Origin of the sequence: Streptomyces resistomycificus, from assembly GCF_001514265.1 — a bacterium.
In the GTDB taxonomy this organism is placed as follows: Bacteria; Actinomycetota; Actinomycetes; order Streptomycetales; family Streptomycetaceae; genus Streptomyces; species Streptomyces resistomycificus.
In genome coordinates this window covers 1,075,584-1,090,479 of the sequence record NZ_KQ948988.1, presented here as the reverse complement: position 1 = coordinate 1,090,479, position 14,896 = coordinate 1,075,584, and the positions used below count along the sequence as shown (strand labels likewise).

Genomic DNA, 14,896 nt, shown 5'->3' with positions numbered 1-14,896 from the left:
ACCACGGCTCCACTCCACCGGACGACGGCCCGCCGTGAGAGGGCGGGCCGTCGTCCCGTCCCCCTGAGGCATGATCGAGCCATGACGAGCCCGACCCCGGCCGGCCGGACCGGCGCCCCCATCCGCGTCCTCATCGCCGACGACCAGGAGATGGTCCGTACCGGATTCCGCTTCTTTCTGGACGCGCAGCCCGACATCACGGTGGTCGCGGTGGCCTCGGACGGCGAGGAGGCGGTGGCGCTGGCCCGCGAGGTGCGGCCGGACGTGTGCCTGCTGGACATCCGGATGCCGAAGCTGGACGGGCTGGAGGCCACCCGGATGCTGGCGGGGCCCCAGGTCGCCGATCCGATGCGGGTGGTCGTGGTGACCACGTTCGACCTCGACGAGTACGTCTACGGGGCGCTGCGCGGCGGCGCGTGCGGGTTCCTCCTCAAGGACTCCGGGCCGACCCTGCTGGCGGAGGCGGTCCGCGCGGCCGCGGCGGGCGACTCCCTGGTCTCCCCCTCGGTCACCGTCCGTCTGCTCAAGCACGTGACGCAGGACCCGCAGCCCGTCGCCCCGGCCCGCCCGCGGCCGCCCGTCGAGCCCCTCACCGAACGGGAACTCGACGTGGTCCGCCGCGTCGCCCTGGGGCGCACCAACGCCGAGATCGCCGCCGAGCTGTACGTCTCGCTCTCCACGGTCAAGACACACCTGTCCAGCGTCCAGCTGAAGCTGGCCGCCCGCAACCGTGTGGAGATCGCGGCCTGGGCCTGGCAGAACGGGCAGGTACGGCCCGGCTCCTGACCGGCGCTCAGCCGCCCGAGCGGATGAGTCCCGTCAGGTAACGCCACAGCGACGACCGCCGTTTGGCGGCCTGGTCCGGCACGTCGGCGGCCAGGGCAGCGGCCTCCGCGGGCACCCGCACCGCAGGCAGCGCCTCCCCCGCCAGCTCGTAGCGCACCGGCAGCGACCGCAGTCCGCGCATGAACGGCGAGGAACGCCAGGGGAGTTGGTCGACCGGGAGGGCGAGCTCCAGGTGTCCGAACCTCTCGAAGAGGCGGCTCACCCCGGCGGACGCGATCGTCGACGCCAGTTCCCTCGCGGGGCACTGCCGACGGCCCGCGCCCCACGACAGGTGCGCCCGGCTGCTGATGGTGGAGGAACCCGGTGCCATCTGACCGGCGAAGAGCGGGTCGGCGTGCGCGGCCGCGGAGGAGACCCACACCGGGTCGCCGGCGTGGATGGTGTAGTTCCCGAGCCGGGTGTCCTCGACCGCGAACCTCGGCACGAAGTTGACCAGGGGCGGCTTGCGCATGACCACCCGGTTCATGGTCTCCCGGACCATTCCCGCGGACAGGGCGCTGCGCACTCCGCCGTCCCGCTCCCCCGAGAGCACCTCGACCACGGTGTTGGAGATGAGGATGCCGACGTGGTCGGAGGTCATGCCGAGCAGCATGAACAGCTCCCGGGCCAGCTCGTCGACCGAGAGGTCGGGGTGGGCGGCCAGCAGGTGGGAGGGGAAGTCGTCCCCGGGTTGCGCGACCTTGGCGGCGGCCAGCTCCGAGAGCGTCCGCAGCAGCCGCTCCAGGGCGGGTTCGGCGTCCGGGCCCGCGTCCAGCACCCGCCACATGTCCATCAGGGCGTCGTCGCCCTGGGAGCCGGGGAAGCCGAGCAGGTGACTCGCCGCCATCAGCGGCAGCGGGCGGGAGAACTGCGCCGACAGGTCGGCCAGTCCCGTGCGGCCACCCTGCCCGAGCAGGGTGATCAGGTCGTCGGCGTAGACCGTGACGGCCGACCTCAGCCGCTTGGCCTGGGGGTTGCGCGGGTCCTGGAACGGCCTGAGGGCGGCGTCCCAGGCACCGCGCAGCGCGGGGTAGCCCGGACCGCCCTGGATCAGCACGTGGTTGACCTCGAGGGAGGGGCCGAGCGGCCAGTCGGCGGGGACCCGGCCCTCCGACCTGGCCCGCCAGTTCTCCAGGCCCTTGGGCCAGGCGGCGTCGTCCTGCAGCACCTGGAGCGACTCCCGGTAGCCCAGCACGAGCCACGCGGGCACGCCCAGCAGATCGACCGGCGCGACCGGGCCGTGACGCTGTCGCAGTCGCTCGTAGACGAGGCCGGGGCGGGTCTCGTAGTCCCGGGTCAGCAACGGCTCGGGGGCCAGGGCCTCCAGCCGCTCGCCGCTCGGCGTCGACTCCCCCGCCTCTTCGTCGACCAGGTGGAAGTCCATGATGCTGCGGCCCCCTTCGACACCGCGCGTAGCGGTCTGCAGCCTGTGAGTGGTTGCGGATCGAGGAGACCGTACCTCAGGCGTCACCCGAGTCACACCATGGGGTACTGACCGGTAATCAAAATGATGCGCCGGCCCCGGACCCGTGACCGCCAACACCCGTCCACACCCGCCCTGTTCACGCCCTCTCCCCCTTGCCCGTCACCAGCTGCTCCAGCCGGTCGAAGCGTTCGTGCAGGGCCCGGGCGGTCTCGTCGCACAACTCGTGGGCCTCGTGGGCGAGGTGACGGTGGCGCTTCTGTTCCCGTGAGACGAACCAGGTGGCCAGGGCCGCGGTGACCATGCCGTACGTGGTGATGCCGACGACCATCACCACCGAGCCGATGATCCGGCCCCACAGGGTGACGGGGTAGAAGTCGCCGTACCCGACGGTGGTCGCCGTCTCGATCGACCACCACAGGGCCTTCGGGTACGAGGTCAGGTTGGCGCGCTCGGCGCCGTCCTCGGCGGCGATCACGGCCCACGAGCCGAGCAGCATCACCACCACGAGGACGAGCGTGGCCCAGCCCGCCGCCTTCAGGTGGAGCGAGCGGCCCTCCCGGCCGAGCAGCGTCTCGACGGCCCTGGCGAGGAATCCGGGCAGCATGCTCGCTCCTTGGGGTCGGTCCGGGCCGTATGCGGACAGTGTCGTGGCGAGGGCTCGCAGGGGCATGCCGGGCGGGGCGTTCGAGTCGACCGGGCCCGGGTCCCGCGCCTCTCACCCGAACAGGCCCGTGCGCTGGTGGGGCGTGGGGGCCGGTGGTGCGCTGGGGGCATCCACCACGTCTTCATGGAGGCATCCGCGATGACCGCTCGTCCGACCCGTCCCGTCCGGTTCGTCACGTCGGCCCTGGCGGCGGGCGCGTTGCTGACCACCGCGGCCTGCTCCGACGACGGCGGAAGCGGCGCGGCGGCCTCCGACGTCACCGCCTCGCCGGTGGCCGAGCAGTCCCGTGCCGCCCGGCCGCCTGCCGCGAAGACGCCGACCCCCTCGCCGTCCGGCGCGCTGACCGCGGCCGGGGCGCGGGCCGCGCTGCTCACCGAGGCCGACCTGGAGGACGACTGGACGCAGGTGGGCGACAAACAGGCCGCTTCCTGGCGCGAGAGTCTGCTCGTCGGCACGGTCGACGTCGCGGAGTTCCTGACCGCCAAGACCGACGCCGACGACTGCCAGAAGCTGCTCGACACGCTCTACAGCGACGACCTGCTCGGCAAGCCGTCCGGGGCGGGTGCGCTCAGAGGTTTCGCACAGGGCGACTCGCGTCTGCTCCAGCAGGTCGCCGCCTACGACAAGGTGGCCCTGGACGAGTCCCTGGCCTGGATGCAGACCCTGCCGACCGAGTGCGACCAGTTCACGGCGACCGACGACACGGGCGACGAGCGCACGGTCCAGGTGATCAAGACCTCCGTGCCGAACGTGGGCGACGCCCGACAGGGACTGCGCGTCACCGTGCGAGGTCCGGCCGGTGACACGCCCGCCACGCTCACCCTGGACGTCGCCGTCGTGCGGGTCGGCACCGACGCGATCACCGTCACGGCCGGCGGCCTCGACGGGGACGAGAGCGACTCGGTCGAGCAGGCGGTGCGGATCGGCACCGAGCGGCTCAAGGACGTCCAGGCGGGCCGGACGCCCTCCGCGGACCCCGGCGAGGTCGACTGACCCTCACCCACCGCTCCGCTGGGCCGTTTCCGGGACAAGCTGATCATCGGACGGCAGAATGGCCGCGACGGGCCCACAGGCGAGAGGGAGCAGTGACGTGAGCGAGAGCGACACCCCGGCAGGCAGGTCGGCGAGGCTGAACACCGGTGTGGCGCACAACGCGCGCGTGTGGAACTACTGGATCGGCGGCAAGGACAACTACGAGGTCGACCAGCAGGTCGGCGAGCACGTGGCCAAGATGTTCCCGATCATCCGGGACATCGCCCGCGCGGACCGCTGGTTCCTCGGCCGGGCGGTGCGGTTCCTCGCCGAGGAGCGGGGTGTCCGTCAGTTCCTGGACATCGGCACCGGTCTGCCGACGGTGGACAACACCCACGAGATCGCCCAGCGGATCGCCCCCGAGTCCCGGATCGTCTACGTCGACAACGACCCCATCGTGCTGGTGCACGCCCGGACCCTGCTCACCAGCACCGCCGGCGGCGTCACCGACTACATCGACGCCGACGTGCACGACCCGGACGCCATCCTCGAACGCGCCGCGCAGACCCTCGACTTCGACCAACCCGTCGCGGTCATGATGCTGGGCATCCTGAACTTCGTGCTCGACACCGGGCAGGCCCAGGACATCGCCCACCGCGTCATGGCCGCGTTGCCTTCGGGCAGCCACCTCGCTCTGACCCATCCCACCTTCGACGCCGACCTCGGCGGCGAGGGACAGATCCCCGCGATGAAGTTCTGGAACGAGAACGCCACGCCGCCGATCTGCGCGCGCGGCCGCGAGGACATCGCCTCCTTCTTCGAGGGACTCGAGCTGCTGGAGCCGGGGCTGGTGTCCTGCTCGCAGTGGCGCGCCGAGCCGGACTCTCCCCTCGTGGTACCGCAGTTCGGCGCGGTGGCCGTGAAACCCTGACGGGGCGCCGACCCGCCGGCCGAGCCGTCATGGAGGACGTATGACCACCCTTGCCGACCCCGTCCCCGGCGGACGTCCCGGTGACGTCGAACGCGCGGCCGTGCTCGCCGAGGAGCTGGCCGGGCGGGGCGTGCACGGGATCGTCCTGTCGTACGTCGACACCGCGGGCGTGACCCGGGTCAAGACCGTCCCGACCGCGAAGCTCGCGTCGGCCGCGGCCTGGGGCGTCGGCATGTCGCCTGTGTTCGACACCTTCCTCGCCGACGACTCGATCGTCGCCACCGACGTGCTCGGTTCGCCGGACGGCGATCTGCGTCTGTATCCCGACCTGGACCGGCTGGTCGCGCTGGTCGGGCAGCCGGGCTGGGCGTGGGCGCCGGTCGACCGGATCACCCAGGAGGGCGCACCGCATCCCGGATGCGGCCGCACCCTCCTGCGCAGGACCGTCCGGGAGGCCGCCGACCGGCACGGCCTCACCTTCAGGGCGGGCGTCGAGATCGAGTGGTCGGTCGGTCAAGGCCCGTCGGCGCAGGGGGACTTCGTGCCCGCGACGACAGGACCGGCGTACAGCGCCACCCGGCAGGTCGAACTCGGCGACTACACCGCCGATCTGCTGGCGGCCCTGGCGGCGCAGGGGGTCGAGGTCGAGCAGCTCCATCCCGAGTACGCGGCCGGGCAGTTCGAGGTCTCGGTGGGCGCTCTCGACCCGGTGGCGGCGGCCGACCGCAGTGTGCTGGTCCGGCAGACGATCCGCGCGGTGGCGGGGCGCCACGGCCTCGTCGTCTCCTTCGCCCCGGCGGTCTTCGCGCAGGGCGTCGGCAACGGCGGCCACATCCACCTCTCCGCCTGGCGCGACGGTGTGAACCTGCACGCGGGGGGCGCGGGACGGTACGGCATGACGGCGGAGGCCGAGTCCTTCGCGGCCGGCGTACTCGCCCGTCTGCCCGCCCTCACGGCGGTGACCGCGCCGAGCCCGGCGAGCCATCTGCGTCTCAAGCCGTCCCAGTGGGCCGGGGTGTTCACCGCCTGGGGCCGGGAGACCCGTGAGGCGGCGGTGCGGGTCGTGACCGGCACGGCGGGCGTGCGCGCGCAGGCCGCGAACCTGGAGGTGAAGCCGGTCGACCTGGCCGCCAACCCCTATCTCGCGCTCGCCTGTCTGATCGCGGCCGGTGTGGACGGCATCACCTCGTCGGCGCCGTTGCCCGAGGAGATCAGCGGGGATCCGGCCCTCCTGGACGCCGGGAGGGCGGCGGCCCAGGGCGTACGGCGACTGCCGACCTCGCTGTCCGAGGCGGTCGAGGCGTTCCGCGCGGACGGGCTGCTGCGGGCCGCGTTGGGCCCCGTGCTCGCCGACGCGGTCATCGCCGTACGTCTGGGGGAGATCGCGGCCGTGGCCGGACTGGACGACGAGGGCGTGGCGGCGGCGTACCGCTGGAAGTACTGACATGGGCCCGGGGCCCGTCCACGAGGCACTCGCGGCCGTGCGGCTGGTGGACCATCACTGTCACTCGGTCACCACCGGGGACCTGGACCGGGCGGGCTTCGAGTCGCTGATCACCGAGGGTGCGGTGTGGCCCGGGGTCTCACCGTTCGACAGTCCGGTCGGGGTGGCCGTCCGCCGGCACTGCGCTCCCCTGCTGGGTCTGCCGCGTCACGCGCCCGCCGAGGAGTACCTGGCCCGGCGGGCGGAGCTCGGCGCGCGCGAGGTCAACCGCCGCTTCCTCGCGGCCTCGGGCACCGGGGTGTTCTGCGTCGACACCGGGTTCGCGCCGGACCGCGGCACCGCGCCGCGGGAGTTGGCGGAGGCGGCGGGCGGGACGGCGTACGAGGTGGTTCGGCTGGAGGCCGTCGCCGAGTCGGTGGCGGCGGGCGGGGTCGAGCCGGACGAGTACGCCGAAACGTTCCGCGCGGCCGCCCTGGAGGCCGTCCGGAGGCCGGGCGTGGTGGCGGTGAAGTCGGTCGCCGCCTATCGCACCGGCTTCGACCTGGACCCGGCGAGACCGTCCGGCGCGGACGTCACCGAGGCGGCCCGGCGCTGGCTGGCCGACGGCGGCCGGCTGGCCGATCCGGTCCTGGCCCGCCAGCTGCTGTGGACCGCCGTGGATCTGGGCCTGCCCCTCCAGCTGCACACCGGCTTCGGCGACGCGGACATCCGCCTGCACCGGGTGGACCCCACCCACCTGACGGACTGGCTGCACCTAATCGCCGGCACCGTCCCGGTGCTCCTGCTGCACTGCTGGCCCTACCTGCGCCAGGCCGCCTACCTGTCGGCGGTCTTCGAACAGGTCCACCTCGATGTGGGGCTCACCCTGCACTACGTCGGTCCCGGCCGGGCCGGGGCGGTCCTGGCGGAGGCGACGGAGATCACGCCGTTCCGCAAACTCCTGTACAGCTCGGACGCGTACGGTGTGGCGGAGTTCTACCATCTCGGCGCGCTGGCGTTCCGGCAGGGCCTGGCCGGCCTGCTCCAGGAGCGGGTGGACGCCGACGAGCTGAGCCTGCCGGACGCGCTGCGGATCGCGGCGTGGACGGGCGGCGACAACGCCCGCCGCCTCTACGGACTTCCCCCGACCGACACCGATCCTCCTCTCCCCAGCCCAGACCGCGACTGAGCGTTCGCGTTTCCCGGAAAGTATGATCAAGCAATGTCTGACATGACCGAAACCACGCCCGGCTGGCTGACTTCCGACGACCTCGAGCAGGCGCGCGCCCGCATGCCGATCCTGTACGTCGAGGCCGTGCCCGTACGCGTCGACGACAGCGGCGAGGTCACCAGCGTCGGCCTGCTGCTGCGCATCGGGTCCGACGGAACGGTCAGCCGGACCCTGGTCTCCGGCCGCGTCCTGCACCACGAGCGGGTCCGTGACGCCCTGCTGCGCCACCTGGAGAAGGACCTCGGCCCGATGGCGTTGCCCCGGATCCCGTCCTCCCTGCAGCCCTTCACGGTCGCGGAGTACTTCCCCACGCAGGGCGTCACGCCGTACCACGACCCCCGTCAGCACGCGGTGTCCCTCGCCTACGTGGTCCCGGTGACCGGTGACTGCCGACCCCGCCAGGACGCCCTCGACCTGGTCTGGTTCAGTCCCCAGGACGCCCTGTCACTCGCGGTGCAGAGCGAGATGCCGGGCGGGCACGGAGTGCTGCTCAAGCAGGCGCTGGCACACGTGGGCTACGCGGTCTGACGCCCTCGCCAGTCGTGGGCGTGGGCGCGGGGATCGTGGGTTCCTTGATCGCCGCCCACCAGGCCCGTCGCGGTGCCGGCGTCACCCTGCTCGACCGGGGCGTCTCCCCGCGTCGTGCGGGACCGTTGGCTCCTTCGGATGGATCGGGGCCGCGGCGGGGACCGACCGGCCGGGCGGCGGTGCGCGGGAGCTGCGCGGCTCCGTCCTGACGGACCACCGGCGCTCGCGTCCGAGGTGCCGGGCCGCCCCGGTCGGGGGCATCGTCGCCACGCCGGACGTCGAGGTGCGCGAGGTGGTAGGCGCCGGGCAGCTGCTGATGACCGCGGCGCCGTCCCCGGCGTCCGCCGACCGGCTCGCGGAGAACGCGCGGCGCCGGCTGCGGACCGCGTTCCGGGGCGCCGGCGACTGCCGGGCCCGACTGCCGGGTGCCGGTCTACCGCGTGAGCGGGCAGCCGGGTACCGGACTACCGCGTGAGCGGGCGGCCGGTGCCCGCGCGCGGGCCGCTGCCCGGCCAGGTCACGCCGGACCGGTCGGGGTACCTGGGCGTCCACACTCGGCCGTCGCCCTGGCGCCCACCGTTACCCTGGCGCCTACCCTCGCCCTGGCGCCCACCGTCGGGCGGCTGGTCGTCGAGGAGATCGTCAGCGGGCAGCCGACGGCCGCACCTCGCCGGTGCCGTCCCTCGCCGGGCGCAGGCTGACGCGGCTCACTCGGGATCCTCGGCCTTGCGCTGCGTCGTGCCGGGCTCGCCGGTGTCGCGCCGCCATTCGACGACCAGCTCGTCCTTGGCGCCGAAGCGGACCAGGTGCCGGCCGACAACGTCCTCCAGACGGTCGAGGCCTTGAATTCAGATTCGGATGTACTGTCGCCGGATGCTGATCGTTGCCTCCGACATCGACGTGCTGGCCCGCTTTGGCCGCGCGCTCGCCGCCGACGATCCGCTGCCGCATCCTGCTCGCCCTGTGTAAGGCGCCGGCGTACCCGGCCGACCTCGCCGACGCGCTCGGCGTGTCCCGGACCCGGCTGTCGAACCACCTGGCCTGCCTGCGCGACTGTGGTCTCGTCGTCACCGCGCCGGACGAGCGCCGCACCCGCTACGAGCTCGCCGACGAACGCCTCAGCCACGCCCTGGACCACCGATGATTATTTAGGGTTGTCAAGCTAGTTAGCAGGTCAGCGTCGTACGATAGGTGAAGGCAAGTAAGGCAAGTCGAGCAGCTGCGGGGGCTGCCACCGCGCAGGCCCCGGCCAACACCCCACCCCGGCCCCAACGTGAACACGTCCACCTCTTGCGTCGGCGCGTTTTCACCACCCAAGCTGGGGGGCGGCGCTCACTCAGCGAACGGGGGCGGGATGGTCGCTGCCGCGGACATCATCAGGACCAAGACGACCGGCTTCGTCGGCCGCGACTACGTCTTCACCGCCGTGGATAAGTTCCTCGAGGACCACGACCGCGGGTTCCTGGTCCTCGAAGGCGATCCCGGAGCCGGTAAGACCGCCATTCTCGCCGAGTACATACGCCGGACCCACTGTGTCGGACACTTCAATCTGCGTGCCCAGGGGCTCAACACGGCTGGGCACTTCGTGAAGAGTCTGTCCGAGCAGTTCGTGGCACGCTACGGCACCCATGGGGCCGGCGGTGCAGACGGCGGTGAGGCGGTACCTCGGATGCTCAGCGAGGTCAGGGCGATACTGCCGGACGGAATTCCGCTGGTGGTCGCGGTGGACGCTCTCGACGAGGCGGAGGCGCCCCCCGGCGCGGCGAACCCGTTGTACCTTCCGGGGATTCTGGACAAGGGCACCTATCTCGTGCTGACAACGCGCCGCAACGAGACTGCGCTGCACGTCGACGGCCCGTTCCAGAAGATCGATTTAAAGGACTTCCACGCCGAGACCATGGCCGACGTGCGGTGTCACCTGGAGAACCGGTTGTCCCAGGGCGCTCTTGCCCGCCGCGTGGAGGAATCTCACCTCAGCGCAGGCGAGGTGGTAGCCCGGCTCAGTGAGATGAGCGAGGGCAACTTCATGTATCTCTATTACACGCTCATAGATATTGCGCGGTCGCCCGGCCTCGATCTGGACCGATTTCTGCGGGAGTTGCCTCAGGGTCTTGAGAACTACTACCGGATGCACTGGCAGTCGATGGGCATGACCGCTGCCGAGGCACCAACGGTGAACGCGTGGATTCTGTATGTCTTGTGCGAGGCGGAGGCTCCGCTGCCGGCGTGGATCATCTCCTCGATCCTGGCTCCCGTCACGACACGGGTGTCACCGGCGTCCGTGCAGCAGTGTCTGACCCAGTGGCTGCCGTTCCTGCACCGGGACGTATCGACCTCACCGGCCAAGTACAGCCTCTACCACGCCAGTTTCCGTGACTTTCTGCACCGTCACGACGTGGTCGCCAACGCCGGCATGGACCTCACCAACGTCCGTGCGGCCATCGCTGAACTGCTGTGGCAGCACATGATGGGGGACACCGAGGACACATGACTCATGAGCTGGAGACCCTGGCCCTGAGCAGGATGGTCGCCCTCCTCCACGGTGCGGGGCAATCGCGGCGCGTCTACCAGGTGTTCGAGTCCGACCGATGGCTGCTGCTGCACCTCCGCGACCCGAAACAGGGTTGGGCGGGGTACGCGTCGGACCTCACCCTCGCCTTCGACAGCCTCGACCGGGACATCGCTCGGGGAAGTGCGCCGGCCGGTGAATCCGTACTGCGGCTGGTGCGCCTCTGCATGATCCGGTCGGCCCTCACCTCGTCGACCGACATCCCCGAGGGCGTCCTGCACGGCGCTGTCCGCTCCGGGGCATGGCAGGGAGAAGACATCACTTCGGCGATCGAGCGGTATGCCGACCGCAACCGGCAGGCTTCAGCCTACGTCTCCCTGCTGCGGTCGAGCATGGATACCGAAGGCCGCACCTCGGTACAGCGGGCACTCACCGCCCTCGCCTTCGTCCGCCCCGACCAGATGCCGACGGCCGAATTGCTGTGCGGCATCCCCCTCCTCGGCCCACCCGATCGAGGTGCCGTGGCGGACCGGCTCGCGCTGTGCCGCATGGAGCCGCTCGGACGCTTCGCCCTGCGTGGACGCGGCTCCGGGCCGGGCGTCCTCAGTGCGGTCGCCGTCGTCAAGATGATGGCGGAAGTCCCCGAGGCACGACGACCGGCCCTGGTGAAGAAAGCCGTCGACACGCTCCTCGAAGAAGCGGACCGCATCAGCCGGAACGCCCAGGCGGAGTATGCGGACCCGCTCGACACCGCCACCACCCTTCAGGACGTCGCGACAGCCGATCTCACGGAAGTGACGTACGGCGACTACAGACGCAGGCCCCGGGTGTTGGCGGCCTTGGCCACGGCTGCGGAGTTCCTGCCCGCGTACCCGTCCCCCGACGACCTGCCGGCCGCGTTCGCGTCGTGTGTGGGGAGTGCGACGTCGGCCGAGGAATGGTCGGCGTTCTCGGCGAGCTGTGCCGCGGGCTTGCACGAGGCGGGCGTCCCCTGGGAGCCGCCGGCGTACGTGCAGGCGGCGTGCTACACGTCCCCGCTCTGGCGCCGGGACCAGGACCGCCTGTGGTGGCAGTGGCAGGTTCTGTTGCGCAGCAGTTTGTCGAAGGAGGGTCCCCAGTGGGAAGACGAAAGAGACCATATCGGCTACCTCACGCTGGAGGAGGTACAAAGCGGATGGGTGCAGCGAGCCCTCGGTGCCCTGAAGGCGACGGGCGGCTCCGGCCTCCCCGCGGCACCTCCGCTCCCCCCAATTGTGCCGACGCCGCAGCAGAACGAGGAAACGCCCGCCGAATCGGGGTCCCTCGCGATGGACGCGGTCATGCGCTCCGCGGCCCCGTTCGTCGCCGCGATGTCCGTGGCGCTGAGCGGCAAGCGTGCAGAAACTGTTGACGAGTTCATTCCCGCCGTGTTCGACGACGGGCTCCTGGACGTGCAGTTGCTCAGTCTCGACAACGCCGTGCGGAATGAGCAGCTGGACCCTGAATTGGCCGGACGCACGATGGGCGGGTTGCTGCGCCACGCGCTCGACTCGGCGCATCGAGCGGGCGGCATGCGGAGCGCCTGGACCAGTGTGGACACCGAACTGATCACGGCGGCAGACCTGACACCCGTCGTGGACTTCGTACTCGGCCTGCCGACGGAGCCGGAACGCAACCACGCCAGCGGTCTGTTCCAGTCGCACGAGGCAGAGGTCCGGGACGTCCCGCTCTTGGCCGCCCTGGAAACGGTCGTCGACCACCTCGACACGAGGGGTGCCGTCCGCTTGGCGGACGCTTTGTTGTCCGTGCGCAGCACACCGGTACGCAACCGGGGCTTAAACATCCTGGCAACCCGTCTCCCCAGGGAGACGATCGAACGAATCCTTGCCCTGAGCTGGCGACCGGGCGACTCGCGCGAACAGGTGTGGGCGCTGCGCGAGATCGCCGCCGGCTGTCCGGCCGACGCGACTGAAAGGGCAGTCATCGAGAAGATGGCTGTCGCTGCGGCGGACGGCATCGAGGACGGCTGGGCTTACGCCGACGCGCTTCTGAACTCCCCGGGCGGGAACGACCACAACGCCGCAGCCGTGATAGCGAGCCCCGAAGTGCTGGCAGCGGTGAGGCGGTTGAGCGTCAACAACCGGACGGACGCCCTGTGCGGGCTGTGTCGGCACGCCGGCCGTGACCAGACGGTTCCCGCGGCGCTGTTCGAGGAGATCCTGAAGCTGCCGGCCGTGAATGCGTTCGGCACCTACAGTTGGCGCGCTGTCGCCCTGGTTACCTGCGCGGAGTCCCTCGACGCGGCCATGGCAGGTCAGGCCCTGGATTCCGCCATGGAGCTCCCGGAACGCTTCACAGGCGGCTCCAGCGAGGCATGGGGACGCGACTGGACCACCGAGTTCCTGCGTGCGACCGTGGTGCACGCACTGGCCCCGGCGTTGTCACCGTCCGACGCGCGCCGTGCCTTCGACTACGCGAAGGGCCTGCCCTATCTTGCGCGCGAGCCCCTCTTCCGCACACTGGCGAAGACGGCCGACGCCGCACTGGCCCGTCTGCTCTTCGACCACACCGTCGAGTGTTATCGGGGCTACCTGCAGCTGGATGACTCCGCACCGCCACGCGAAGTCGAGCAGGTCGTCTCCATGGAAGAGCCCGCGGTTTTCCTGATGCACCGGCAGGTGCAATCCGCGGAGATCATCGCCGCGGTGGTGGACCGGCTGGACGGCGCGCGCCGCGCGGTCGCGGCAGAGGTGGCCATGGGTTTCTCCGCCTCCGGTCCGTGCGCGTGGCTCGGAGCGGCCGTCCTGAACCACCTGCAGGAGAGGGACGAGGTGAACGTGCCGCTCCTCACCGGGGCGGCGCTGGCAGATGCATACGGTTACGTCACCGAGGACCCGGCGCGTATCGATCTGCTGATCGACCTGCTCCCCCATGCGGATCGTCACACCGTGGAGCGGCAGGCGGAGCTCGCGGAGTTCGTCGCGCCGCGGTTCCCGGACCTGAGCGAACCCTTCCTCGATGAGGCTCGCCAACGATCCCTCGACCCACACGACTTGGCCGAGTACCGTCGGCTGACCGGCGAGGACCACCTGTCACGGCTCGGGCAGGAGAGCTCGGACGGCCTGCCCCAGGCAGAGGCGAGGCGGCGGATGGCCGACTGGATCCTAAGCCCCTTCGCGCGGCGCCTGCGCAACGACGTCCTGAGGGAGATGCTGCTGGCTTCTCCGGTCCTCAGTCGGATCCACGCCTTGTCGCGGCTCTCGGAGGTCCTGCCCGAGAAGTTCCACACCGACGTACTGACCGCTTCGGTCCGGCAACTCGTCGATCACGCGCCCCGTCTTGGCGAGGACGACTTGGCCGCGCTCACCCAGGTCGTCGAGCATCTGCCCGGCGCGGAACGGGGAGTGTTCCTCGATGTGGTGGCCGCGCTCCCCGAGGCCGAGAGTCGGTCCGCGGCAGCTGTCGAGGCCGAGTTCCTGGAGGAGATCTACCAGGACTGGGGCGGCTTTCTGCGCCCGCACCCCCGGTACGAGGAGAACAGCAGGTCGGTAGTGGCACAGCTGATCGGCAGCCAGCTCAGGGGCGAACGGTTCCGTTCGTCCGTCCATTTCATGACGTCACGTGTCCGCTTCCTGGCGCAGTTGGCGCCATATCTGCCGCAGGACGACGTCATGCGGGCAGTGCTGCTGCTCCGCGACTTTCCCGAGCCCGAACGGGCCGAAGGGCTCGCCGTGCTACTGCCAGTGGCCGACGAGACAACCGCCCGGCTCGTCCACGCTGAGGTCCAGTCGCTGGAGTCCCGGTTTGCCCGGCTGTGGGTGCTCTGGCGTGCCCAGGACGCGCTGCGCGACGCGGGAACGGACACCATCGCGCCGGCCGAAGAGAACGTCGCGTCGTTCGACACGCCCTCCTCGGTGGGAGCAGCGGCCTTGCTGATGACGGGACATCTGGGCGCGGACCGCACGTTCGACATCATCCTCGACCAGGCCGGGAAAGCTGGTGCCGCTGGTGACGACGAGGCGCTGCTGAAACTGATGACCCTCGCTGTGCGGATCGGAAAGGAGGCGCGGGATCGCAAGCGGCTGTCTGACTTGCCAGCCCGGCTGTCGACGCCGAAGGCCCGGTATCAGGCGCTGCTCATGTTCGGCCGGGCCGGTATGAGACTGTCCGACTGCCTGCACGCGGACGGCGAGGACGGCGGGGAGGCAGTTGCTCTGCTTACCGCTGTGTCCCTGCGCCTGTCCGAACTCTCCACGCAGCCACGCACACAGTTCTTGCGTGCCCTGTCGGGTGAGATGGCGGCGCTCACCGGTTTCCTCGATAGCTCCGAGCAGCTGGCGCTGGCGCGGATCATCCGACAGGTTTGCGACCAGTGGCGGTGGCCGTGACGCCTGGGTCCCGCCGGACA

12 protein-coding genes and 1 pseudogene are annotated in these 14,896 nt (G+C 71.0%); 10 read left to right on the top strand and 3 right to left on the bottom strand.

Going from position 1 to position 14,896, the window contains the following annotated elements:
* Nucleotides 1–81 precede the first annotated feature (81 nt).
* Nucleotides 82–786 carry a response regulator gene (locus AQJ84_RS04650; RefSeq protein ID WP_030044244.1) on the top strand — a complete coding sequence of 235 codons (705 nt, stop codon included), beginning with the start codon at nucleotides 82–84 and terminating at the stop codon, nucleotides 784–786.
* Between the two features lie 7 nt (nucleotides 787–793).
* Here AQJ84_RS04650 and AQJ84_RS04645 read toward each other — a convergent pair whose 3' ends face one another.
* On the bottom strand, nucleotides 794–2,209 hold the full coding sequence (locus AQJ84_RS04645; RefSeq protein WP_053193382.1) for a cytochrome P450: 1,416 nt from the start codon (nucleotides 2,207–2,209) through the stop codon (nucleotides 794–796).
* A gap of 178 nt (nucleotides 2,210–2,387) precedes the next feature.
* Nucleotides 2,388–2,855, bottom strand: coding sequence for a potassium channel family protein (locus AQJ84_RS04640; protein ID WP_030044242.1), 468 nt, complete (start codon nucleotides 2,853–2,855; stop codon nucleotides 2,388–2,390).
* A gap of 198 nt (nucleotides 2,856–3,053) precedes the next feature.
* Here AQJ84_RS04640 and AQJ84_RS04635 point away from each other — a divergent pair, with 198 nt between their 5' ends.
* The 6 genes from AQJ84_RS04635 (at nucleotide 3,054) to AQJ84_RS04610 (ending at nucleotide 8,475) form a co-directional block, all read left to right on the top strand.
* On the top strand, nucleotides 3,054–3,908 hold the full coding sequence (locus AQJ84_RS04635; RefSeq protein WP_030044241.1) for a hypothetical protein: 855 nt from the start codon (nucleotides 3,054–3,056) through the stop codon (nucleotides 3,906–3,908).
* Between the two features lie 97 nt (nucleotides 3,909–4,005).
* Nucleotides 4,006–4,818: an SAM-dependent methyltransferase gene (locus tag AQJ84_RS04630; RefSeq protein ID WP_030044240.1), complete on the top strand. Its 813-nt coding sequence runs from the start codon at nucleotides 4,006–4,008 to the stop codon at nucleotides 4,816–4,818.
* Nucleotides 4,819–4,858: 40 nt separating this feature from the next.
* Nucleotides 4,859–6,262: a type I glutamate--ammonia ligase gene (locus tag AQJ84_RS04625; protein ID WP_053193380.1), complete on the top strand. Its 1,404-nt coding sequence runs from the start codon at nucleotides 4,859–4,861 to the stop codon at nucleotides 6,260–6,262.
* 1 nt (nucleotide 6,263) lies between these two features.
* On the top strand, nucleotides 6,264–7,430 hold the full coding sequence (locus AQJ84_RS04620; protein ID WP_053193377.1) for an amidohydrolase family protein: 1,167 nt from the start codon (nucleotides 6,264–6,266) through the stop codon (nucleotides 7,428–7,430).
* Between the two features lie 33 nt (nucleotides 7,431–7,463).
* Nucleotides 7,464–8,000, top strand: coding sequence for an NUDIX hydrolase family protein (locus tag AQJ84_RS04615; protein WP_107082864.1), 537 nt, complete (start codon nucleotides 7,464–7,466; stop codon nucleotides 7,998–8,000).
* 283 nt (nucleotides 8,001–8,283) lie between these two features.
* The gene (locus tag AQJ84_RS04610) at nucleotides 8,284–8,475 is read left to right on the top strand and encodes a hypothetical protein (protein ID WP_030044233.1); all 192 of its coding nucleotides are present in this window, start codon (nucleotides 8,284–8,286) and stop codon (nucleotides 8,473–8,475) included.
* A 232-nt stretch (nucleotides 8,476–8,707) separates the two neighbouring features.
* Here AQJ84_RS04610 and AQJ84_RS45065 read toward each other — a convergent pair whose 3' ends face one another.
* Entirely contained in the window at nucleotides 8,708–8,848 is a 141-nt protein-coding gene (locus AQJ84_RS45065; RefSeq protein ID WP_374935444.1) for a DUF2218 domain-containing protein, read from the bottom strand.
* A gap of 25 nt (nucleotides 8,849–8,873) precedes the next feature.
* Between AQJ84_RS45065 and AQJ84_RS04605 the strand changes: the two are divergent.
* The 3 genes and pseudogenes from AQJ84_RS04605 to AQJ84_RS04595 all read left to right on the top strand — a co-directional run.
* Nucleotides 8,874–9,135: pseudogene (locus AQJ84_RS04605) on the top strand (ArsR/SmtB family transcription factor); the annotation flags it as partial.
* A 219-nt stretch (nucleotides 9,136–9,354) separates the two neighbouring features.
* On the top strand, nucleotides 9,355–10,491 hold the full coding sequence (locus tag AQJ84_RS04600) for a P-loop NTPase family protein (protein WP_051870214.1): 1,137 nt from the start codon (nucleotides 9,355–9,357) through the stop codon (nucleotides 10,489–10,491).
* Nucleotides 10,488–14,876 carry a hypothetical protein gene (locus tag AQJ84_RS04595; RefSeq protein ID WP_030044231.1) on the top strand — a complete coding sequence of 1,463 codons (4,389 nt, stop codon included), beginning with the start codon at nucleotides 10,488–10,490 and terminating at the stop codon, nucleotides 14,874–14,876. Before AQJ84_RS04600 ends, AQJ84_RS04595 begins: the two co-directional genes overlap by 4 nt.
* Nucleotides 14,877–14,896: the final 20 nt, after the last annotated feature.